The organism is Methyloprofundus sedimenti (genome assembly GCF_002072955.1).
Lineage (GTDB): Bacteria > Pseudomonadota > Gammaproteobacteria > Methylococcales > Methylomonadaceae > Methyloprofundus > Methyloprofundus sedimenti.
In genome coordinates this window covers 1,021,773-1,042,898 of sequence record NZ_LPUF01000001.1, presented here as the reverse complement: position 1 = coordinate 1,042,898, position 21,126 = coordinate 1,021,773, and the positions used below count along the sequence as shown (strand labels likewise).

Below are 21,126 nucleotides of genomic sequence, written 5' to 3'. Positions count from 1 at the left end.
ATGTTACATGGTAACTTAGGCATTGATATACAAAGAACATTTGATTGACCACTTACAAGAAGAAACCTGTAAGTTATTGTTTATAAAGTATCATTGGGGTGGACGATGGGGCTCGAACCCACGACAACCGGAATCACAATCCGGGACTCTACCAACTGAGCTACGCCCACCATAATGGTGTGTGGTTCTTTAAGGAAATGGTACGCTTGGCAGGAGTCGAACCTGCGACCCTCGGCTTAGAAGGCCGATGCTCTATCCAGCTGAGCTACAAGCGCATTGTATTGGTCGGGGTAGAGGGATTCGAACCCCCGACATCCTGCTCCCAAAGCAGGCGCGCTACCAAACTGCGCTATACCCCGATACACTTATAAGTTCAATTACTACGCTAGCAATTAATGCCTTAAAGAGCTGACTATTATAGCTGTTTTTTATAGTCGGTCAATAATTATTTAAGGTTTTACAATTTATTTTTGACTAGCTGATAGATCTCTTCAGCTTTTATATCTGCGCCTTTGAGTATTACTGCTAATTCTGCTAGTTTTTCTTCGGCAAAAGGCCTGTCTTTCAGGCTGGCGGCATTAATATAAACATTCAAAGCTGCACTTTTTAGCCCGGCATAAGCCGACATCACCGCGACTCCGGCATCACTAATCACATTTAAGCTGCCTTTATCTGCCGCTTCCTGACTTAATACTATTGCTTCGGCACAGGCTTTGGCACAGTTTAAGGGAATTTGTGTTGCCTCACGCAATACTGTCTGAATTTGCTGGCTACGAGCTACTTTTTCCTGGTCCGATTCTTTTGCCAGGCCATATGCTGCCATTAATTGACTAAAAACATCAACATCAGCCTTAATCATGGCAGTTAACGTTACACGCAAGGATTCGGATTTGCTTAACAAGACCTGCATTTCCGTTTCAACTTCTGCGTATTTTGGTTTACCGATGGTTAAATTACATACCATACTGGTTAATGCTGCAGATTGCGCGCCTAGCAGTGCCGCTGCACTTCCGCCACCGGGTGTCGGTGCTTTACTTGCCAGTTCGTCAAGGTATATCTGGATGGATTTATCTTTTATTTCAGTCACATTTATACTTAGTATTGATAATTGATTAGTTTCAAGCTCTATTGACTTTGGTTTTTTATAAAAAACAGTTTTACTAGAAAAGCTTGTTGTCGGTAGAGCGTGGCTTCTGTCCGCCAACCTAAGTAACAACTAACATAGGCCGGCTAAAGTCGCGCCCTACAGTGACTTTGTTGCAATAACAAACAAGGCCATTTATTCACGACGCCAGTTGGTGCCTGCAGCAACATCTTCCAGGACTATGCCCTGCTGCTTTAAATCCTCGCGGATTTTATCCGCGAGCGCCCAGTTCTTGTGTTGTTTTGCCCGTAGGCGCTGCTCAATGAATTGTTCAATTTCCTGCTCACTTAAACCGCCTTCTTTTACGGTATCTCCAGCCTGCAAAAAACTTTCCGGATCATCCTGCAAAATGCCCAATACATTAGACAGCTCTTTTAATTCAGCGGCTAGCCTGGATGCAAGTTCGGCATCATTATTTTTTTCTTTATTCAATTCTCTTGCCATATCAAATAATACCGCTACTGCAACAGGCGTATTAAAATCATCGTCCATTGCCTGTTTAAATCGCTTGCTATATTCACTGCTTTTTCCTGCTATTGCCGGAACTCCACGCAAGGCTGTATATAAACGAGTCAATGCAACTCCCGCATCATCCAGCTGCTCATCAGAATAATTGAGTGGACTACGGTAATGACTGGACATTACAAAAAAACGTACTACCTCTGGCCTATATTGCTTTAACACTTCTCTGACTGTGAAAAAATTACCCAGCGATTTGGACATTTTTTCTTCATTTATACGTACAAATCCATTATGCATCCAGGTATTAACAAACTTTTCACCGGTCGCGCCTTCAGATTGGGCAATTTCATTTTCATGATGAGGAAATTGTAAATCCATACCGCCGCCATGTATATCAAAATGATGCCCCAGACATCTCGTAGCCATAGCCGAACATTCTATATGCCAACCCGGCCGCCCTCTTCCCCAGGGCGAATTCCAGTACGGCTCGTCTGCTTTGGCCTTTTTCCATAATACAAAATCAAAGGGATTTTTTTTTGCCTGATCGACTTCAACTCGCTCACCCGCCTGTAATTCATCCAGTTTTTTACCTGATAAAGCACCATAACCGGCAAATTTATTCACTGCATAAAAAACATCCCCATTGCTCCCTGTGTAAGCCAGACCCTTTTCAAACAAGGCGGTAATCATCAGGATAATATCATCCATTGATTTAGTCGCTCTGGGCTCCATATCAGGTGGTAATACGGCTAATGCACGCTCATCTGCATGCATTGCTTCAATAAATCGCTGCGTTAAGGCGCCAATCTCTTCATTATTTTCATTTGCACGCTGAATGATTTTATCATCTATATCAGTGACATTACGCACATACCTTAAGTCGTAACCTGAATAACGTAAATATCGAGCAACAATATCAAACACGACCATCACACGTGCATGTCCAATATGACAGTAATCATACACTGTCATCCCACAGACATACATGCCTACCTTCCCCTCAACTCGCGGTGTAAAAATGTCTTTGCTGCGCGTCAGGGTATTATATATTTTTAACATTTGTGGCTTTGTAATTCCGAATAATTCAATCTGAGGACTCACTGATATGAGTTTAATTATTCAATTTTGCAATATTAACCCTTCTCTTTCAAGCTAAAAACACATAGAATTTACGATTTACATCTTTTTATAGTGGGTACTATGCGTTCTTTAATTATTTTTTTGATGCTCTACTTTACTTCAACCTATTCTTTCTCAACGGAAAACAAAATGCCAGAAACACAACCTAGGGTCAAATTTCAAACTACTGCGGGTGATTTCACTATTGAGCTAAACCCAGAAAAAGCGCCTATTACTGTAAAAAACTTTCTTACCTATGTTAATGAAGGCTTTTACAATGGCACTGTTTTTCATCGTGTTATTCCAGGCTTTATGGCACAGGGCGGTGGTTTTGATACCAGTTTTAAACAAAAAGCGACACACGATACGATTAAAATAGAAGCCGATAATGGTTTAAAAAATGATCGTGGCACGGTCGCCATGGCGCGTACAGGGATTCCAGACTCTGCATCTTCTCAATTTTTTATTAACTATAAGGATAATGACTTCTTAAACCATAGCGCACCAACATCACAGGGCTGGGGTTATACTGTATTCGGTAAAGTAGTTGAAGGTATGGATGTTGTTGATGAAATGGCAAAAGCGCCAACAGCTACTCGCAATGGCCATCAAGATGTACCTAAAACAGATATTATTATTGAAAAAGCTGAAGTTATTAAATAGAAACAGCTTGTAAGTCGGGTTGACTTATCTAGACGCAGAACTGATTAACAACCCGACTCATCACATATTAAGAGTAAAAAGTTTTAGTTTTTAGCAATAGCTAGCCTAAAGCTATTGCACTCCTTATTTTTCTTTCTTTTGCGCCAGATTTTTATGCTATGAGTAATGAAACTCTGTTTATTTCAGACTTGCATCTAACCATTGAACGCCCTGAAGTAACACGTAAGTTTATAGAACTATTAACAACGCGTGCCACTCAAGCTCGTGCTTTATATATATTAGGCGACTTATTTGATACCTGGATTGGGGATGATGATTTTAGCCCGCCAATCAACACGGTAAAAAAACACCTTAAAGCTCTCACGAATCAGGGCATACCCGTCTTTTATATACATGGTAACCGTGACTTTCTGATCGGCAAGCGGTTTAGTGAACAAACAGGGATCACCTTACTGGATGAATATAGCGTCATTGATCTCTATGGAACGAGTACTTTACTGACGCATGGCGATTTGCTGTGTACCGATGACCTGCCCTATCAGGAATTCCGTATCAAATCACACGCTACCGAATGGCAAGAAAATGTTTTATCCAGGCCGTTGATATTCAGATTGTTATATGCCCGCTGGTATCGCTTACGCAGTTATTTTCATAAGCGCAAAAAATCTCAGGATATTATGGATGTCAATCAGCAAAGCATTCAAAAGGTCATGGAAAAATTCCAGACTAAGCGCTTAATTCATGGCCATACCCATAGGCCTGCAGTACATGATTTACAGATAAACGGACAAGATGCACAACGCTTTGTGCTTGCGGAATGGAAAAAAGACAGCGCCAGTTTCTTGTCCTGGTCGGAATCTGGATATAAAGTAGAATCAATTTAAGGATATTTCTGAATACCTGCCATTAGAAAGGCTGAAATCTGCGCTGCATTATTTATTCTTTGATTTTATCGCCATTTAATAAGCGATAAACTGACACACACCCAGCACAACAAAAGTGCTTTAAGCCCTCAGTTGTCTGGACATTAAATCCCTCTATTTCAACTGCAAGTCCACACAGGGCGCATTTACGTATATTCTCACTCATTATAATTTTTCAACTCACACTACTTGATAAAATCGGAAACTACGCTTTATTGAACCTACGTGCATACCATTGGGCAAAATAACTGGATGGTTTGTGAATACCCGTACATAAATAATGCAAAGTATACTCATTGTTAATAGTCGACTTTAATATTTGTTTAGCATACGCAGTGCCACAAAAAAGTAATTGGTCGCCTTCTTTGATTTTATGATCATTCGAAGGTAAAACTATTACTTGCCCTTCAGATTGAATAACAAACAGCATTAATTCCAGCTCTTGCTCGGGGTTCCGCGGATCGGCAATAATATCACCCAACAACACATCAAAACCTTGATCTAAGTACTGAATCACTGCTCTACTTTTTTCTCGGGTAAAATCAACGGTTACCAGTAAGGGTTTTTTATCACCTATTTTATCCCTTAGCGTACTGATAACTTGTTTAATATCATCATCCCGACCTGGCTCCCTGGCCAATAAATATCGAAAAAAGTGTTTTAATAAAGGGGCTATCAACAATAACAGGATTTTTCTTGCAGTAACCAAAGTTGGCTGCATAATCATATCAGCATCTGCTTTAGCGAAGGCCAGCTCATTTTGATGACTATTCTGCCTTACGATAGTAAATAAATTCTGATTCAGACTACGCGCATTTAATAATACACTTAAATTCTGACCATCATCATCGGCAGCTGCTAACAACCCGACTGCATGATCAATTCCTGCTTTCCTCAATGTTTTGGCATTTGCTCTACCCGTAATATAGGTTTCAATTTCTTCTTCTTTTTTGCGTGAATGTGGATCAATTACAGCCGTTTTTATCCCGTTCATGGTTAAAACATGATTCGCCTCCATACCCATTCGCCCATAACCAGCAATAATCCAGCCGCCAACAGGTGGATGCACATACGATTCAAGATTTGCGCCTTTATCACCAACAAGCCAATTATTCAAGGCATAAAACGCAGGATTATTGATACAGGCATTGAGCACTTTAGCAAAAGTTTTAAAAGGATCAACAATATGCACTTCTCCCCCTAAAGTCGCCAATGTTTCCTCAAAAACATCCATTTTAGACATGGTAAGAATACCAACATCGGGGTTCAATAAGCGTGCTACAGCCGAAATTTTAAGGTTAACGTCTTCAATACTGGTGATGGCAACCACCGCTTTACAATATTCGCTGGTTACACCCGCTTCCAGTAAATGCCTGGGGACACTTGCATCAGCGCATAAACCCGGCACAGCGGTTTTATAATTACGTAATTTTAAGGCCATTACACGTTCCGCACTCTCATCAATAACAACGGCATGCAAACCAGCATCATTCAAACCTCTTACCAGCACACTGCCGGTATCACCAAAACCACAGATAATATAAAAAGGTGCTCCGATACGATTAACACTTAAAGCAAAACGCAATTCATCAACAGCACGTTTAAAAAATACATTCTGGAATAAACGTACAATACTACCCAGTGCATAAAACCAGGTGACGACACTGACATAAAGACATGCTATTGCCCACAAACGTTGTGCATCACTGAATGCAAAAGGAATTTCACCGAACCCGGTCGTGGTTGCGGTATAAGTCATAAAATAAAAAGCATGAAAAATACTTAAATACTCTATTTTTCCATCTATTTCAGGGCCGGGTATAGACACCATGCCAAAAATAGCAACCGAATATACCGTTATTAAGGCAATTAAAGGCGTGCGCATCTCGCGCATAACAATAAAACTAACACGGCTTAGCTCATTACTAGTGTACATAGACTATGCTCGAATATAGAGTGTTAAATAAACATCTGACTGTTATATCCTTGAAATCAGGGTTTCTGAAACCAGAATAACAACTGAAATTATATTAGCAACCAATGCGCCTCCGGCTAGAGAAACGATACTGGTAATAACTTCAGGTGTAATCCCTGTCCCAATGACATGCACAGCAAAAGTCCACTCCAAAGCCGCCGCAATTAATTCAAAATCAGCTACCAGGCTTGTTGCCAGCAGTAACGCTCCAATTTGCGATCGATCGCCCAATTTTAAGCCGGTAGCAATCATATTAACCACCACAACAGCAAATAACTCATAAACACTATGGTGCTCAGGATTATTATACTCACCTAAGACAAAACCTACATTCAAGGTTAATGATAGTACAATGAAAAAACCGAAAATAACCTTCTCAAGATTCACAAAATATCCCCAGCACAAAAAAACGAAAAACAGCTATTATTTACCTTAATTACCTGCCAGTCACTAAAAAACTGGCATTTATATATCATAACTTGCTAATATATATTTTTAAATGATTGATCCGGAGAAAAAACATGCCTATAACAGCAATGGATTTAGTTGCAAATGCCAAACAAAACATTACTGAAATCAGTGTAACGGAAGCCAGACAAACGTTATCTGACCATCTTATTCTAGATGTTCGGGAACCTGCTGAATTTTCCGCAGGCCAAATACCTAATGCAATCAATATTCCGCGCGGAGTACTTGAGTTTCAAATCAATAACCACCCTGCTTTTACTGGCCAACACGCAGCTAAAATTATTATTTGCTGCCAGTCAGGTGGGCGCTCGGCATTAGCAACAGAAAGCCTGCATAAACTAGGCTTCAGCAATGCAGTGAGTTTAGCTGGTGGTTATAAAGCCTGGTCTGAAAGTTAATTCCGCTTATGGCTCAGTTAGAATCCATTCGTTTAGATAAATGGCTCTGGACTGCGCGTTTTTTTAAAACGCGCAAACTAGCCGCTGAAGCAGTTTCAGGGGGCAAAGTACACTTAAACGGTCAGCGCACAAAACCAGGTAAAGAGGTAAAAGTTGATAGCCATATAATTATCCATAAAGATCATTTAAGCTGGGATATTATAGTAGTAGCCATCAATGCCCAACGTAGACCTGCTTCTGAAGCGGTCCTTCTTTATGAAGAAACAGCCGCCAGTCGCTTAAAACGCGAGCAAGATGCGGCTCAGAGACGAATAGAACGTCAATTTTTGCACAATGACGTCACAGAACGTCCCAACAAAAAACAGCGTCGGCAGATCCACAGGTTTAAGCAGCAGTAAATTGACAAACTAAATTTTCCAATAATTGAAAAGCTGACACTGGAAATATGAGGTGTGTCATGAAGCTATAAAGCCACTAAAAACGTCCAAGCTACAAACAACTAGGCGGTTTGGGTAAGCCTGCAATCTTGCAGGAATATTTTAGTGGCCCTGCTGGAAATAATTTCAGTAAATAACGGCTATTCGCCTTTTCTTCACCCAGCTTTTGTTTAATAGCTTTACTAAAAACACGGGCATTGGGTAAGTATTTATACTCTTGATAAAACTGGCGAATAAAATATATTATTTCCCAATGCGCATCTGTTAAATTTATGCCCTCAATATCAGCAAGACACTTTGCCAGTTGTTCATTCCATAGACTCATGTCCAGCAAAAAACCCTGACTGTTCGTGGGTATGTTATCGCCGCTCACCTTTAACTCCATGTTTTAATGACTTTATGTGTCAGCGTTAAAGTAACAAAACCTTGATAATCAACAATATTTATCCCCGATATAATCTTATCTGCAGTGAGCCCTCTTGCTAATAAATCAGCTTGCAAAGCATGAAATTCAAACTGCTGGTTATTTGCCAGTATTGCCTGTGCAGCTTGTGAATTTTTATGTAAACAAAGCACTGCGCTCTCGATAAAAAGCAAGACATCCCCGCGGGCAATACGTTCAAATAATACCTCGTGTCCTGAACTGATGCTGATAATATGCAGCATATTATTCACCAGAAAATATTTTTAAACCTACTACACCAATAATAATAAGTGCGATGGAAGAAAGGCGGTAAATATCCACCGATTCTTTAAACAGAAAAATCCCTGCAATAGCAATTCCTGCTGCACCAACCCCGGTCCAGATAGCATAAGCCGTACCTAGAGGTAAGGTTTTAATTGCTAAAATTAACAAACCAAAACTCCCCGCACCTGTCACTGCTGTAACAATCGAAGGAATCAGTTTAGTGAACCCTTCGTTATATTTAAGGCTTAATGCAAAAAATATTTCTGCAATACTCGCTCCCAAAAGATAAAGCCAACCCATCTTTACTCCAATCAATATACAGATAATGAAGTTTATTTTACAATACTCTGAGATGTGTTAATTATTTATATGAAAATTGGAGGGCATGTTTTAATCTAAACAAACTTCGTCTAGTCTGTGACGAGGTTGTAACGCTTAATTTTCACTCTTCACTTAACTTTGCTGTTACTTTACATAATCAGCCATATCCGTGACTCGGCCTCCTGTTCCAGCCAAAATCTGCGGCTATGGCGACCGTGCGACGTATTGACCAGCAAGAGTATAGACTATACAACCTACTCTCAGACATTTTTGCTAAACCTTTAAACTCCAAAATAAATGCTATGGATTCTTTCACTCCCACTATGCAAACAATTTATAGCGTTTCCCGGCTCAATCGAGATGTTAAATTTCTGCTGGAACAAAACTTCTTTTCTATACAAATCAGCGGTGAAATCTCTAATCTAAGTCGCCCGTCATCTGGTCATCTTTATTTCTCTTTAAAAGATGAACGCGCTCAGGTGCGTTGCGCCTTATTTAAAAGCCAGGCACAGAGGCTTAAATTTAAACCTGAAAATGGCCTGCAAATTCTGGCTAGTGCCAATGTTAGCCTCTATGAATCTCGTGGAGATTATCAATTAATTATCAATCAGATGCAGGAATCCGGCGATGGCGCGTTGCGCCTCGCCTTCGAACAACTCAAAGCCAAGCTAGATGCAAAAGGACTTTTTTCCCCGGATCACAAAAAGCAATTACCACGGATCCCTGCGGCAATTGGAATTATTACATCGGCATCGGGTGCTGCCATACGCGACATCTTATCCGTACTTGCCCGCCGATTTCCAAGTATTCCGATTATTATTTATCCCGTTATGGTTCAGGGTAACGAAGCGAAATACGAAATCAATCAGGCGATCATTACGGCTAATCAGCGTAAAGAATGTGATGTTCTGCTATTAGCGCGTGGTGGCGGTTCATTAGAGGATTTATGGGCATTTAATGAAGAAATGGTCGCAAATGCAATATATAAAAGCCATATTCCGATTATCAGCGGCATAGGCCATGAAACCGACACGACTATTGCAGATTATGTCGCCGATTTACGCGCAGCCACACCAACGGCGGCGGCAGAGCATTGTACACCTGACGGACAACAATGGTTAGGACAGTTTCAGGCATATGAGCAGCGTTTAATTCAATTGATAAAAAATAACATTCAACAGACTGCGCAACACCTGGACTGGCTAACTAAAAACCTGCAATTGCAGCATCCCGGTAAACAATTACAAATCAAAGCACAACGGCTCGATGAATTAGAACTACGCCTGACGAATACACTGAAAAACCAGCTAAGTCAGGCGAAAGCAAGACTAAAGACACATCATGCACAACTATGGCAATATAACCCGGCGCATACAGTGCAGCGACTTAAAAGTGAATACCTGGCTCTAAACAATCGCCTCTTTACTAACATTAAAATCAAGTTACATACACGACATGAAAGACTAGCCCACCTTAGCCAGACTCTAAATATCGTCAGCCCTCTGGCCACCCTGCAACGCGGTTATACTTTAAGTACCGATCAGCAGGGCAAACTAATCACATCGACACAGCACCTAAAAGTCGGACAAACTTTTAATACACGCCTGGCAACAGGTTCAATTAACAGCCAGATACGGGAAATTAAACATGAATAAATTGCTCTTAACATTATTATTGGTACCGCAAATATCGCTGAGTAGCGCCCTTCCAAAACAACTGGCGGTGCCAGGTGGTATTGTTAATATTGAACTTGGATCTGTAGAAACACCGGCACCAGAAGTTTTTTTTCAGGATAAACGCGTTTTGATTCTGGAAAATGATCATAGGTGGTTTGCTGTGATTGGTATTCCACTTACGAGCAAAACAGGGCAACACGCTATCCAGGTAAAAACAGAGGGGAAAACCACCGAGCTAGCTTTTGATATCGTTGATAAAGACTACCCTGCGCAATACATTACCATTAAAAACAAACGCATGGTTAATCCAAATCCTGATGATCTTAAGCGTATTAGCAGTGAACGGCCTGCAATCAATAAAGCGTTGAACACCTGGACTGAACAGCCGGTTGAAGACTTATTATTTAGCCTGCCGGTCAAGGGACGTTTAAGTAGCCCGTTCGGTCTCAAACGTTTTTTTAATAACCAGCCCAAAAACCCTCATAGCGGTCTGGACATTGCTGCATCAACCGGTACAGCAATTAGCGCACCGGCTCCTGGTATGGTCATCAATACCGGCAGCTATTATTACAATGGCAATACTGTGTTTTTAGACCATGGACAAGGACTGATAAGTGGTTATTTTCATATGTCGAAAATAACTGTCAAAGCAGGACAAATTGTTGAACAAGGGACTAAACTCGGAGAAGTAGGTGAAACTGGACGAGTCACCGGGCCACATTTACACTGGAATGTTTATTTAAATAAAACCAAAGTAGATCCTGCCCTGTTTGTACCTGAACTATCGGAAACAAAAACAGAACCTGTACAATAAATTGAAAAAGGAAAAACAAAATGCAATTCTCTACTACTCCTGAAATTCCATGCAAAACAATTCAAAAAAACCTCGGCGTTGTCACAGGTAATGTCGTGCAATCCAAGCATGTTGGGCGTGATCTTATGGCTGGCCTGAAGGGTATTATTGGCGGGGAAATTGTCGGTTACACTGAAATGCTAGCCGAAGCTCGCGATATCGCTATCCAAAGAATGGTTGATGAAGCAACAAAACGCGGAGCTGATGCGATTATTAATATACGCTTTACAACCAGTGCTATTATGGCGAATGCGTCTGAAATACTTGCCTATGGTACTGCTGTGAAATTAAAAGATCAGGAATAATAAGCCTCTCGCTATGAATCACACGCACAAAAGCCTTGGATTTATCGGTATAGGATTAATGGGACAACCCATGTCTCTCCGTCTGTTAGCGGCAGGTTACCGCGTTAATGTCTGGAATCGAACGCCAGAAAAACTTAATACAGTGATCCAGGCAGGCGCTATACCCTGTAAAAGTGTTACTGATCTAGTTGCTCAATCTGATATTATCCTGCTCTGCCTTGCAGATAGCCCAATTGTAGAAAATATCGTTTTGCAGCACTTACTCCCATTGGGTACCAAGCATAAATTACTGATTGACTTGTCTAGTACACACCCTGAAACAACCCGTCAACTGGCACAACTTTTACATAAAAACTGTGCAATGGATTGGGTTGATGCGCCTGTCTCTGGAGGCGTTGCCGGTGCGACAGATGGCACCCTTGCCATTATGGCGGGGGGCAATGAAAAGTCCGTTAAAATTGCTCGTGAAGTACTGGAATCTTTATATAGCCAATTCACTCATATGGGGAAAGTTGGCAGCGGTCAGATAACCAAGGTTTGCAATCAAATGATTGTTAGCTGTAATGTCCTGGTTATTGCGGAAATGATTGCATTAGCAGAAAAATCCGGAGTAGATGCCAGTAAAATTGCCACTGCTCTGACAGGTGGTTTTGCCGACTCTAAGCCGCTGCAAATCGTAGCTCCTGAAATGGCAAGCGGCATTTTTACACCCATTAAATGGCGTGTCAAAACATTATTAAAAGACCTTCATATGGCCACCGATTTAGCTAGCACCCAGTCTACATCTACGCCAATGACGGCACTAGCGGCACAGCTTATGCAGCTACATGGCAGTCATGGCTTTTTAGAGCAGGATCCGGCTACTTTAATCAAGCTCTATAATAATAAAAAATAGTGCAAGCAAGATGGCTATTAAGCAAAATATTTAACAATCCAAATCAAAATCAAACAAGCAGTTAATATACTGGCTTATTTACAAAAAAATCACACAGTCTAAAATTTAAGCCCTTGTTTTTAAATTATGTTTTCGAGACGAAACTTTATTCCATTAAAATATCATTTTTATTGATGGACACTTACCTATTTATTGATATATAATTTGCAGCACTTGAGGGATTTAAGTAAAAAAAAATAGGGATAACGAGGTAAGATAAACTTAACAAATAAAAATAATAAATAAGTTTAAAAAGGAATAAAATTCATTTAAAAATAAAAATAATAAAGTTTAAAGCCTTAAAAACCCGCTTAACGCGGGTTTTTTTATGCCTGATTATCAGTCTATTTTGTTCAACCTAGAAACCGCAGTTGACCGCTATAAAACACTATAAGTGACTGAATATAAAATATAATAATCGTAAATGCTTGTCACCTGTTGGGTGACTCTACTCCGCTTCACGGTTTTGTGGATAAATCTGAGCACGAAATACTGCGTTACAGCTCTTGCCAAGGGCTACGGCCATTGCCTGCGAGCTGTGTCTTGTCTTTCATACTCATATTTTCCACAAAATCCGTGCTCAACTGCGGTTTCTAGGTTCAAGCCAGTAACCTTTGCCTTCACACCATTCATAAGGTTAATTTAATACCGACCCATCCCGCTCGCGGCGCACTGACGCCAACAAATCGGCTATCCTGATCAGCAATTCCAATACCTTCCAGAACATCTCCGGTCTCACCATACATCCCGAAGTTATTGTATTTTTCATTAAACAGGTTATCCAGGCGACCAAAAATCGTAAAATGCTCATTAAAGCGATATTCAGTTAGTAAATTAACCACTACAAAAGAATCTAAAGGCGCATCTAAATTAGCCTCATCACCACGCAGGAATTGCTCAGCATTAAAAAGCACATTAAAGCCAAAAGTCCAGCTTTCGATAATATCAACATCTGAAGAGAATTTAACTATATGCTCAGGTACTCCTGGTATATGACTACCACTTTTAACCTGAATATTCCCATTTGCATCCGCATAAGGGTTACTTGGACTATGCGAAGTATAAGGCGTTAAAAAAACAGCATCTATAAATGAGTAATTAAGTGCCATACGCCAGCGATCAAAAAATGAGCTACTAAGCCCTAATTCGACACCCTGCCTCTGAGTGCGTCCAACATTATCAAAATAGCCTGCGCTATTGGCCGTGCCAGCACTTTGAAAATGATATCATTATGATTAATCGTATTAAAATAACCTAGATTCCAATGAATCCCGCCACCCAGAATATTTGCAAAACGACCTCTAAAACCTAATTCCCATGACTTTGCCACCACCTGTTCTAAAGGTGGATCAGCAATAAAAGCATTCGGTAATTTACAGGGGGCTTCGGGGTCAGCACAACTTAATTCCATGGGTGTCGGTACGCGCGAAGACTCACTATAACCACCATAGAAATTTACTTCCGGTATAAAAGCATAGGTTAAACCAGCAGCCGGGTTAAAACGGTCAAATTTATGCTTACCAGTCAATTCAGTTCCATAATGATCCTGCATATCAATTTCTACATGGTTATAACGCCCCGCAACATTAATCGCCAGTTGCTCAGTAACATTAAAAACTTCGGTAAAATACAGGCCAAGTGAATTAGTTGTAGTATCTAAACGCACCCGGGATTCATCCACGAGTATCCCCGAACCATCAACGCCGCGATTATCGGTTAATGAGCCTAATTCCGTATCAGCACTATAAGCGGCCTTGCCCAAATCATAACTAGTACCGATAACAAACTGATTTTTATGCCCCCACAAGGCCTGATTAAAAGCAGATTGTAATGCAAAACCAAAAGACCACTGATTAGTTTCCGAAGTATTTAGGGTTCCACCTTCAACCGCATCAGTAGCATAGACAGGATTACCGTTTATATCCTCTACGGCCTCATCACTCCCCTCTTCGCACAGAAAATCCGAATCATCGCATTCCTCAAATTCGCTACCATCGCCATTCAGGGTATCCACGCGATTACTACGATAATAAATATTACCGGTCAACTCAGTCTCGTCATTCACCCATAAGTTGCCATCTAAAGCAGATAAAAAGAAATGATTACTGGTTTTATCGGGGTGAGTAAAAACCGCCGACCGATCTATTGCCTCTAGCTCTACCGGTATCGCTCCGTTACCGGTTAAACTGGTATCCGCACCTGCCAAGGTTAAATTTAACTGTCCGGCATCCCCACGCCAACTAAACGTTCCCAAACCATTAAATACACCACTGTTAGAATAATCACGCCAACCGTCTTCATGAAAATATTGCAGATCCAAAAAATAAGCAAATTCACCATTATTCCAGCCGCTGGTTAATTCTTCGTTATGCCTGGCCCAGGAACCCCCACTGAGGGTCAAGCTATGCTCTGGCGCGCTAAAACCGGTTTTCGTCTTTACTGCAATCGCACCGCCTAAACTATTTAAACCATAAGCCGGATTAAATCCAGGCATTAAACTCATGCTCTCAATCGCTCCCTTAGGAATCAGATCCCAATGCACATTATCTCCAAACGGCTCATTAAAACGTATGCCATTCGTATACACTGACAATCCCTGAGGCAACCCCATTAAAGGCGAAACTGTAAAGCCGCGATACTGTATATCCGGTTGAAAAGGGTTATTCTGCGCATCATTGATATTAACACTACCCATATATTGATTCATATAATCAGCCAGTGAAATACTTTGCGCTCTCGCCAAGTCTTCTGCATCCATCTGCTGTACATTTGCCGGGACTTTATCAATAGCGATGCCTGCGCCTAAAGGCGTTGTATTAACAATACTTAATGTTTCCAGCTCTATCGAGAGCTCATTATCCTGAACTATTTCCGGCTCATCAGCAGCCTGTGCATTTGTCAGTACCAACATAGAGAGAGCACTTGACAGAAAAATTTTATTATTCATTTACTCGTTACATATTTATTTTTATAACAGGAAATTGTAATATTTATAACCGATAATAAATATAGGACTTTTTCCTGTATGTAATTGGAAAAAAATTTGCCACTTAGCTTTCACTATTTGCAATATCAGCAAAAATGACAAATTTTATTTTCCATGTTAGTATTGATAAGTTTCTCTAAAGAAAATTTTTATTAACAAAAATGGTTTTATAGGTCACTTTGAAAACACTGTGTGAAGGTACTTGCAACCAAACAAACGCAACTTTTACTATTTAAACAAACACCTATCGATAAATATTTCAGAGTTAAAACCACATCATGCTGCTAAACGTAGACGGGCTGGACGAATGAAAAAAAATTCCCCATTAAACAAACAAGATCAAATGCTATATAACGCTGAGTCATCACAGGATAGCTGTGGTGTCGGCTTTATTACCCATAAACAAAGCAAACAAACACATGATTTGCTGATTAAATCACATCAGGCATTGTGTACTATCCCTCATCGTGGCGGTATGAGTGCAGAAGGGATTGGTGATGGTGCCGGGGTTAATATAGATTTATCACTCAAGTTCTTCCGCAAAATTACCGGCATACAAGACCTGGAATTAGGCCAGTTTGGTGTTGCCAACTTTTTCTTTCCGGAAGATCATAATCATTATGATTCAGCGGCGCTTAATCTAGTAGAGAGTCATTTAAAAGAGTATGGCTTACCTATAATTAAATGGCGTGATATTCCTGTTGATAATAGCGTATTGAATGCGGCATCCATTAAAGCGCAATTCCCCATTAAACAGGTTATTTTTGGTCGCCCGGTAACTTCACTAAAAGATGCCAGTCATGAAGAATTCGAACGCTATATTCAGGATGTATTGTTAACCATCGAAGAAGAAGGCTTTACGCGCCATGAATTAAATGGATTTTATCCCTTATCAATGAGCTCGCGAACTCAAGTCTATAAAGGCCGTTTAAACTCCTTTGAAGTGATTCCGTACTTCACCGACCTGTACGATAAAGACCACGACATCTGTACTTTATTTTTCCATACCCGGTTTTCTACCAATACCGCTCCTGCGACAATGATGGCTCAACCATTCCGTTATATGGCGCATAATGGAGAGTTAAATACTGACAAGAAAAACCGCTTAAGCGAACAGGCCATTGCCAGACAACACGGTAAAAACCTGGTCTTTCCTATCGGTCAATCTGATTCCAGTCGTTTAGATCAAACCTTATCACGCCGTATCCATGAAGATAAACTGGATATTGTCACTGCTATTTTAGCGATGATGCCACCTGCCTGGGAAAATGACACGACGTTATCAGCTGATGTTAAAGCCATGCTGGAGTACTTCAGCTTATACGAAGAAAAAAATGATGGCCCTGCAGCGCTGATTTTTAATGACGGAATCCGTGTCGGCGCTCGCCTTGACCGTCTTGGCTTACGTCCTTTGCGTACTGTGGAAACCAGTGAATATTTAGCAGTAATGTCTGAAGCAGGGCAAATTGACTTTCCTTCCAGAGACGTTTTAAAGCGTGGCCGTATTGAAGCAGGTGGCATGGTGTATTTTGACCATAACACTGGCGAAGCATATAACAGCCATCAGGTAATGGAACGTTTAGCAAAAGAAACCGATTACCATGCTTTATTAAAAGCACGCGCTATTCATTTAGACACTTTGGCACCCGTTGCGCTATCGAGCCTGGACAATGAGCACGCTTTTAACATTGATCAACGACATACCGCATATTCGCTAAACCAGGAAAGCTTTAAATTTTTGTTGGACCCTATGTTAAGCACTGGCCTGGAAAAAATCTCTGCCATGGGTTACGGGATTACACCAAATGCCTTGTCAGGTGCTGAAGGAGGCATGTCACGTTATTTCAGCCAACGCTTCGCTCAAGTCACCAACCCGCCTTTAGATTCCCTGCGTGAAAGCGATGGCATGACTTTGCGTGTTGCACTCGGTGCAAAACCGACTTTTTCAGAGGGTACGAGTAAACAATTGGTGATTAATTCACCCATTTTACAGCGCACTCAATTAACACAAATTCGCCAGCAATCTACAGTCAGCATAGTGACTATTGATGCCCTGTACGTACCTGATTTTGAAAATGCAAAACAAAATGAAAAAAATCTTGTTCGGGCTTTAACAGATGTCTGTCTTAAAGTTGGCCAAGCAGCAAAAAATAATACCGGCATTATTATTCTTACTGATATTAATATCAGTAAAGAGCTTGCGGCTATCCCTGCGCTGCTACTTATTTCAGCTGCCAATCAGCATCTTGTTAAAGAAGGCTTACGCTTTAATTCCTCACTCATTTCTGAAACAGGTCAAGCTGTCAGCGCACATGATATTGCCACTATATTAGGGTTTGGCGCATCGGCTATCTGCCCGTTAAGTGTACATAACCGGGTTATCTCTGAATATAGCAAAGACAAGCAACAAAAAGCACTCAACAGTTTTCAAAAAGCGGCTGAAAAATCGCTGATGAAAATCATGGGTAAATTTGGCTTATGTACCGCAGAAAGCTATATCGGTGGCGAGTTTTTTGAATCTAATTATATTGATACCGACGAACCACTATTAAAAATCTACTTCCCAAATATTAATTCCTCTGTAGGGGGCATCCAGTTTGCAAATATTGCGGCCAGTGCAACCGAATGGCATGAAAAGGCATTAGCCGTTGGTTCCGAAAGCGACATCCCTTTCCTGGGCTTGTTTAAAGAGCGTAATGAAGGAGCCGGACATACCTTTGGCAATACTTCAGTCCGTGAATATATTCATATGACGGATGAAGATATTCTGTATATCAATCATGGCAAATCCCCAGTCATCAGTGATAGTGCGTATGCCGATTTTGGCTATGAAAAACGTACGCCGGAGCAAATAGATAACTTTGGTATAACCCCTGCCTACCGTAATTTCAGCAAAATTCTCATGCAGGAAAGAGACAGCCGACCAGCTGCTTTACGTGATGTAATGAGTTATCCTGCCGACATTTCTCGTGCCAGGGAAACGGCTGAATTTACTGCAATTTTAGGTAAACAAAACCTGCGCGGAAATATTAATTTCAGCATTCGCGGCCTGACTGTTCAGCAAGTAGATAACAGTTTTGAGATCCGTTTAAGCAATGACGCTACTCAACAGCGTTTAGATAATTTAGCTGCGCATTTTAATACTCGTTTTGCTGCTCAGGCACTGAGCATTGAAATCTCAGATAGTGCGATTTCTGTGACACCTGACAAGACTGATCACTTAGCGACAAACTACTTTAAAAACATCATTAATGCACGCGCTGCGATTAACCTGAATATGGTGCAGCCTGCTCATGAAATTACTGCAGCTTTAGCATCTGGGGCAATGAGTCATGGTGCTTTAATAGCCGAAGCACATGAAGCCGTTGCACAAGGTACCAATATTGCGGGCGCTATGAGTAACTCTGGTGAAGGTGGTGAGCATTCGAGTCGTTTTAACACCATGAGATCAAGCAAGATTAAACAGTTTGCTTCAGGGCGTTTTGGGGTCTGGGCAGGCTATTTAGCTGACTTAAATATTGAAGAAATTGAAATTAAAATTGCTCAGGGAGCAAAACCTGGCGAGGGAGGACAATTACCTGCGGCTAAAGTGTCTGTAGAGATTGCTGCTGCGCGAGGTGGTACGCCTAAAGTTGAATTAATCAGCCCTCCTCCACATCATGACACGTATTCAATTGAAGATTTAGGCCAGCTGATACATGATGCCAAGGCAGCACGAGTGCGTGTTGTTGTTAAACTGGTTTCCTCTGAAGGCATTGGTACTATTGCTGTCGGTGTTGCAAAAGCCGGTGCTGATGTGATTAACGTAGCAGGAAATACGGGTGGTACCGGTGCCGCTGCGGTGACCAGTTTGAAAAACACCGGACGTTCACCTGAGATAGGTATTTCCGAAGTACATCAAGCACTTTCCGTGAATGGCTTGCGTGATAAAGTCATCATCCGCTGTAGCGCCGCGCATCAAAATGGTTCGGACGTAGTTAAATCAGCAATTCTCGGTGGTGACTCTTTTGAATTCGGCACTACCGCATTAATGATGCTACGCTGTGTGATGGCTAAAAACTGTAATGTACGTTGCCCAGCAGGTTTGACGACCTTGCATGAAGAATTTAAAGGCGATCCACGAGTTTTAGCCCAGTATTTTATGAACCTGGCTCACGAAGTGCGTGAAATTCTCGCCTCCTTAGGCTACCAGAGTCTTGCTGAAATACGAGGGCAAACTGACTTATTACATTTAATGGATCATGAATGCATGATTGGTCAAATGGACTTTGGTAAACTCTTAAAGTACGTTGATGTCATTCATATCGAGAAACCGGTTTATCTGGAAGCCGATTTTTCTATTGATAATAAAATCATTGAACAATTCAAAACGGACTTTATACATGCCAGGCAAGAACAAGTTATCGTTGAAGGCCCTGAATTTAAACTGACTAACCGCCATAAATCAGTGGGTGGTCAAACAGCCATCGATATCGAGCGTTTATTATCTTATGAATTAGATGCAGACCAAGTTGCAGCTAACTCTAAAATTTATACCAATCAGCATAAGCGTCGATATTTAGCACCCGATTCGCTGATTGTTCGAACTCATGGATCAGCCGGACAAAGTTATGGCGCATTTACAAATGATGGTATGCGTATGGAGCATACAGGAACCTGTAACGATGGCGTTGGTAAGTCAGCGTGTGGTGGAACCATTGTCATTCTCTCGCCGGGTGGAGGACATAAAGTTCCCGGTGAAAATGTTTTAGTGGGTAACTTTACACTGTTTGGTGCAACGGGGGGTAAAACCTTTATTAACGGTGAAGCAGGTGACCGTTTTGCCGTGCGAAATTCTGGTGCAATGGCCGTAGTAGAAGGAGTCGGTGATTTTGCCTGTGAATATATGACTAACGGCGTGGTACTCAACATAGGTACCTTTGGTAAAGGTTTCTGTAACGGGATGTCGGGTGGTAATGCCTATCAGTATGATCCTGAAGACAAATTACAGCATTTATATGATGCCTCTTCTGTTGAAATCAGAAATTTATCCGAAGATAGTGATACTGCCCGAGCGCATGAGCAATTTGTTATTTCCATGCTGGAACAGCATGCGGAATATGCTGAATCGAGTGTGGCGCAAAAATTGCTTGATAACTGGGATAATGCCCGTAATCATTTCAGATTTGCTATTCCACTATGGCTATACAAAACACAAACTGCTGAATTTATCGCCAAAACAATTGAGCGCAAAGCAATTATTGAAGAGTTGGCGGTTGATCAGGCGCAACAGCAGATCGCTCAAGTTCAGCTTGCTTACGTCAATGGTTCGGTGTTGTTTGACGGTCAAACGCCTGATTATGGTGCAACAGATAGCCCGCTAGCGTTTAAGATGATTAATAGCTTTGCGGTATTGAATAAAGCAACGCAAATTGCGGCTAACCAGGTACAAAGTGCTCAGCAAACAGAAGCAGCAGCACAACGCTTAATCACCACAAAAGCCAGAAAACTGCAAGATGCTTTAGTTAAAGAATCACGTGAAGCCTATGCAAATTATGATGACGCACAGCTTGCAACTTTGTTAGCTAATAAGCGCTTGAATGACTATAAAAAAGCATTAATGTTACGTGACGTACAAAGCTTTAATTCGATTGGTACAACTAACTGGATTATTGAACAGTCAGCACTTAATACTCAGGCACTAGCAGATATACCCAGTGTGGATGAATATTTAGCGGCATTAAGCAGCCAGACAGTTATTCAGGATATGATAAAAATCAAAGCAGCTGCTTAAA

The 21,126-nt window shown here is 41.1% G+C and carries 18 protein-coding genes, 3 tRNA genes and 1 pseudogene; 9 read left to right on the top strand and 13 right to left on the bottom strand.

All coding sequences use genetic code 11. From position 1 onward, the window contains the following. Positions 1–94: 94 nt before the first annotated feature. The 5 genes from AU255_RS04640 to cysS form a co-directional block, all read right to left on the bottom strand. A tRNA-His gene (locus AU255_RS04640) sits at positions 95–170 on the bottom strand. A 28-nt stretch (positions 171–198) separates the two neighbouring features. Beyond that, positions 199–275, bottom strand: a tRNA-Arg gene (locus tag AU255_RS04635). A gap of 7 nt (positions 276–282) precedes the next feature. Further along, a tRNA-Pro gene (locus AU255_RS04630) sits at positions 283–359 on the bottom strand. Positions 360–457: 98 nt separating this feature from the next. After that, positions 458–1,087, bottom strand: coding sequence for a methenyltetrahydrofolate cyclohydrolase (gene fchA, locus AU255_RS04625; protein ID WP_080521788.1), 630 nt, complete (start codon positions 1,085–1,087; stop codon positions 458–460). 192 nt (positions 1,088–1,279) lie between these two features. Next, positions 1,280–2,665, bottom strand: coding sequence for a cysteine--tRNA ligase (gene cysS / locus AU255_RS04620; protein ID WP_080521787.1), 1,386 nt, complete (start codon positions 2,663–2,665; stop codon positions 1,280–1,282). A 141-nt stretch (positions 2,666–2,806) separates the two neighbouring features. On the opposite strand from cysS, the gene AU255_RS04615 reads away from it, so the two are divergent. Further along, a complete protein-coding gene (locus AU255_RS04615; protein ID WP_080521786.1) occupies positions 2,807–3,388 on the top strand; it encodes a peptidylprolyl isomerase in 582 nt (193 codons plus the stop codon). Between the two features lie 158 nt (positions 3,389–3,546). Further along, positions 3,547–4,272 carry a UDP-2,3-diacylglucosamine diphosphatase gene (gene lpxH, locus AU255_RS04610; RefSeq protein ID WP_080521785.1) on the top strand — a complete coding sequence of 242 codons (726 nt, stop codon included), beginning with the start codon at positions 3,547–3,549 and terminating at the stop codon, positions 4,270–4,272. 52 nt (positions 4,273–4,324) lie between these two features. Here the strand turns inward: lpxH and AU255_RS19680 are convergent, their stop codons facing one another. The 3 genes from AU255_RS19680 to AU255_RS04600 are packed head-to-tail and all read right to left on the bottom strand — an operon-like array spanning position 4,325 to position 6,673. Continuing rightward, positions 4,325–4,477, bottom strand: coding sequence for a metal-binding protein (locus AU255_RS19680; protein WP_143735855.1), 153 nt, complete (start codon positions 4,475–4,477; stop codon positions 4,325–4,327). 39 nt (positions 4,478–4,516) lie between these two features. Continuing rightward, positions 4,517–6,247, bottom strand: a complete 1,731-nt coding sequence (locus AU255_RS04605) for an NAD-binding protein (protein WP_080521784.1) — start codon at positions 6,245–6,247, stop codon at positions 4,517–4,519. A 42-nt stretch (positions 6,248–6,289) separates the two neighbouring features. Continuing rightward, on the bottom strand, positions 6,290–6,673 hold the full coding sequence (locus AU255_RS04600; RefSeq protein ID WP_080521783.1) for a DUF6394 family protein: 384 nt from the start codon (positions 6,671–6,673) through the stop codon (positions 6,290–6,292). Between the two features lie 134 nt (positions 6,674–6,807). Here AU255_RS04600 and AU255_RS04595 point away from each other — a divergent pair, with 134 nt between their 5' ends. Beyond that, complete coding sequence (locus AU255_RS04595) at positions 6,808–7,152, top strand: rhodanese-like domain-containing protein (RefSeq protein ID WP_080521782.1); 345 nt, start codon at positions 6,808–6,810, stop codon at positions 7,150–7,152. An 8-nt stretch (positions 7,153–7,160) separates the two neighbouring features. Then, the gene (locus AU255_RS04590; RefSeq protein WP_080521781.1) at positions 7,161–7,550 is read left to right on the top strand and encodes an RNA-binding S4 domain-containing protein; all 390 of its coding nucleotides are present in this window, start codon (positions 7,161–7,163) and stop codon (positions 7,548–7,550) included. A 91-nt stretch (positions 7,551–7,641) separates the two neighbouring features. On the opposite strand, the gene AU255_RS04585 is transcribed toward AU255_RS04590, so the two are convergent. Genes AU255_RS04585 through AU255_RS04575 form a run of 3 tightly spaced genes read right to left on the bottom strand, consistent with a single transcriptional unit; the run spans position 7,642 to position 8,577 of the window. Next, positions 7,642–7,974: a TusE/DsrC/DsvC family sulfur relay protein gene (locus tag AU255_RS04585; protein WP_080521780.1), complete on the bottom strand. Its 333-nt coding sequence runs from the start codon at positions 7,972–7,974 to the stop codon at positions 7,642–7,644. Further along, positions 7,965–8,255, bottom strand: coding sequence for a sulfurtransferase complex subunit TusB (tusB, locus tag AU255_RS04580; RefSeq protein ID WP_080521779.1), 291 nt, complete (start codon positions 8,253–8,255; stop codon positions 7,965–7,967). Before tusB ends, AU255_RS04585 begins: the two co-directional genes overlap by 10 nt. A 1-nt stretch (position 8,256) precedes the next feature. Continuing rightward, positions 8,257–8,577, bottom strand: a complete 321-nt coding sequence (locus AU255_RS04575) for a DMT family transporter (protein WP_080521778.1) — start codon at positions 8,575–8,577, stop codon at positions 8,257–8,259. Positions 8,578–8,900: 323 nt separating this feature from the next. Between AU255_RS04575 and xseA the strand changes: the two genes are divergently transcribed. From xseA to AU255_RS04555, 4 genes are read left to right on the top strand one after another with little or no spacing between them, the layout of a single operon-like run. Continuing rightward, positions 8,901–10,253: an exodeoxyribonuclease VII large subunit gene (xseA, locus tag AU255_RS04570; protein WP_143735854.1), complete on the top strand. Its 1,353-nt coding sequence runs from the start codon at positions 8,901–8,903 to the stop codon at positions 10,251–10,253. After that, positions 10,246–11,088, top strand: coding sequence for a peptidoglycan DD-metalloendopeptidase family protein (locus AU255_RS04565; protein ID WP_080521777.1), 843 nt, complete (start codon positions 10,246–10,248; stop codon positions 11,086–11,088). Before xseA ends, AU255_RS04565 begins: the two co-directional genes overlap by 8 nt. A gap of 20 nt (positions 11,089–11,108) precedes the next feature. Further along, positions 11,109–11,432, top strand: a complete 324-nt coding sequence (locus AU255_RS04560) for a YbjQ family protein (protein ID WP_080521776.1) — start codon at positions 11,109–11,111, stop codon at positions 11,430–11,432. A 13-nt stretch (positions 11,433–11,445) separates the two neighbouring features. Further along, positions 11,446–12,327, top strand: coding sequence for an NAD(P)-dependent oxidoreductase (locus AU255_RS04555; protein ID WP_080521775.1), 882 nt, complete (start codon positions 11,446–11,448; stop codon positions 12,325–12,327). Positions 12,328–12,995: 668 nt separating this feature from the next. On the opposite strand, the pseudogene AU255_RS21045 reads toward AU255_RS04555, so the two are convergent. Next, positions 12,996–13,496: pseudogene (locus AU255_RS21045) on the bottom strand (TonB-dependent receptor domain-containing protein); the annotation flags it as partial. A gap of 11 nt (positions 13,497–13,507) precedes the next feature. Then, positions 13,508–15,313, bottom strand: coding sequence for a TonB-dependent receptor (locus AU255_RS04550; RefSeq protein WP_143735852.1), 1,806 nt, complete (start codon positions 15,311–15,313; stop codon positions 13,508–13,510). 346 nt (positions 15,314–15,659) lie between these two features. Here AU255_RS04550 and AU255_RS04545 point away from each other — a divergent pair, with 346 nt between their 5' ends. Beyond that, entirely contained in the window at positions 15,660–21,125 is a 5,466-nt protein-coding gene (locus tag AU255_RS04545; protein WP_080521774.1) for a glutamate synthase-related protein, read from the top strand. Position 21,126: the final 1 nt, after the last annotated feature.

Excerpts from the sequence above, each read along its gene's own strand:
- cysS (WP_080521787.1), bottom strand. The coding sequence starts at position 2,665 with ATGTTAAAAATATATAATACCCTGACGCGCAGCAAAGACATTTTTACA.
- AU255_RS04615 (WP_080521786.1), top strand. The coding sequence starts at position 2,807 with ATGCGTTCTTTAATTATTTTTTTGATGCTCTACTTTACTTCAACCTAT.
- lpxH (WP_080521785.1), top strand. The coding sequence starts at position 3,547 with ATGAGTAATGAAACTCTGTTTATTTCAGACTTGCATCTAACCATTGAA.
- AU255_RS19680 (WP_143735855.1), bottom strand. The coding sequence starts at position 4,477 with ATGAGTGAGAATATACGTAAATGCGCCCTGTGTGGACTTGCAGTTGAA.
- AU255_RS04605 (WP_080521784.1), bottom strand. The coding sequence starts at position 6,247 with ATGTACACTAGTAATGAGCTAAGCCGTGTTAGTTTTATTGTTATGCGC.
- AU255_RS04595 (WP_080521782.1), top strand. The coding sequence starts at position 6,808 with ATGCCTATAACAGCAATGGATTTAGTTGCAAATGCCAAACAAAACATT.
- AU255_RS04590 (WP_080521781.1), top strand. The coding sequence starts at position 7,161 with ATGGCTCAGTTAGAATCCATTCGTTTAGATAAATGGCTCTGGACTGCG.
- AU255_RS04585 (WP_080521780.1), bottom strand. The coding sequence starts at position 7,974 with ATGGAGTTAAAGGTGAGCGGCGATAACATACCCACGAACAGTCAGGGT.
- tusB (WP_080521779.1), bottom strand. The coding sequence starts at position 8,255 with ATGCTGCATATTATCAGCATCAGTTCAGGACACGAGGTATTATTTGAA.
- AU255_RS04575 (WP_080521778.1), bottom strand. The coding sequence starts at position 8,577 with ATGGGTTGGCTTTATCTTTTGGGAGCGAGTATTGCAGAAATATTTTTT.
- xseA (WP_143735854.1), top strand. The coding sequence starts at position 8,901 with ATGGATTCTTTCACTCCCACTATGCAAACAATTTATAGCGTTTCCCGG.
- AU255_RS04565 (WP_080521777.1), top strand. The coding sequence starts at position 10,246 with ATGAATAAATTGCTCTTAACATTATTATTGGTACCGCAAATATCGCTG.
- AU255_RS04560 (WP_080521776.1), top strand. The coding sequence starts at position 11,109 with ATGCAATTCTCTACTACTCCTGAAATTCCATGCAAAACAATTCAAAAA.
- AU255_RS04555 (WP_080521775.1), top strand. The coding sequence starts at position 11,446 with ATGAATCACACGCACAAAAGCCTTGGATTTATCGGTATAGGATTAATG.
- AU255_RS04550 (WP_143735852.1), bottom strand. The coding sequence starts at position 15,313 with ATGAATAATAAAATTTTTCTGTCAAGTGCTCTCTCTATGTTGGTACTG.
- AU255_RS04545 (WP_080521774.1), top strand. The coding sequence starts at position 15,660 with ATGAAAAAAAATTCCCCATTAAACAAACAAGATCAAATGCTATATAAC.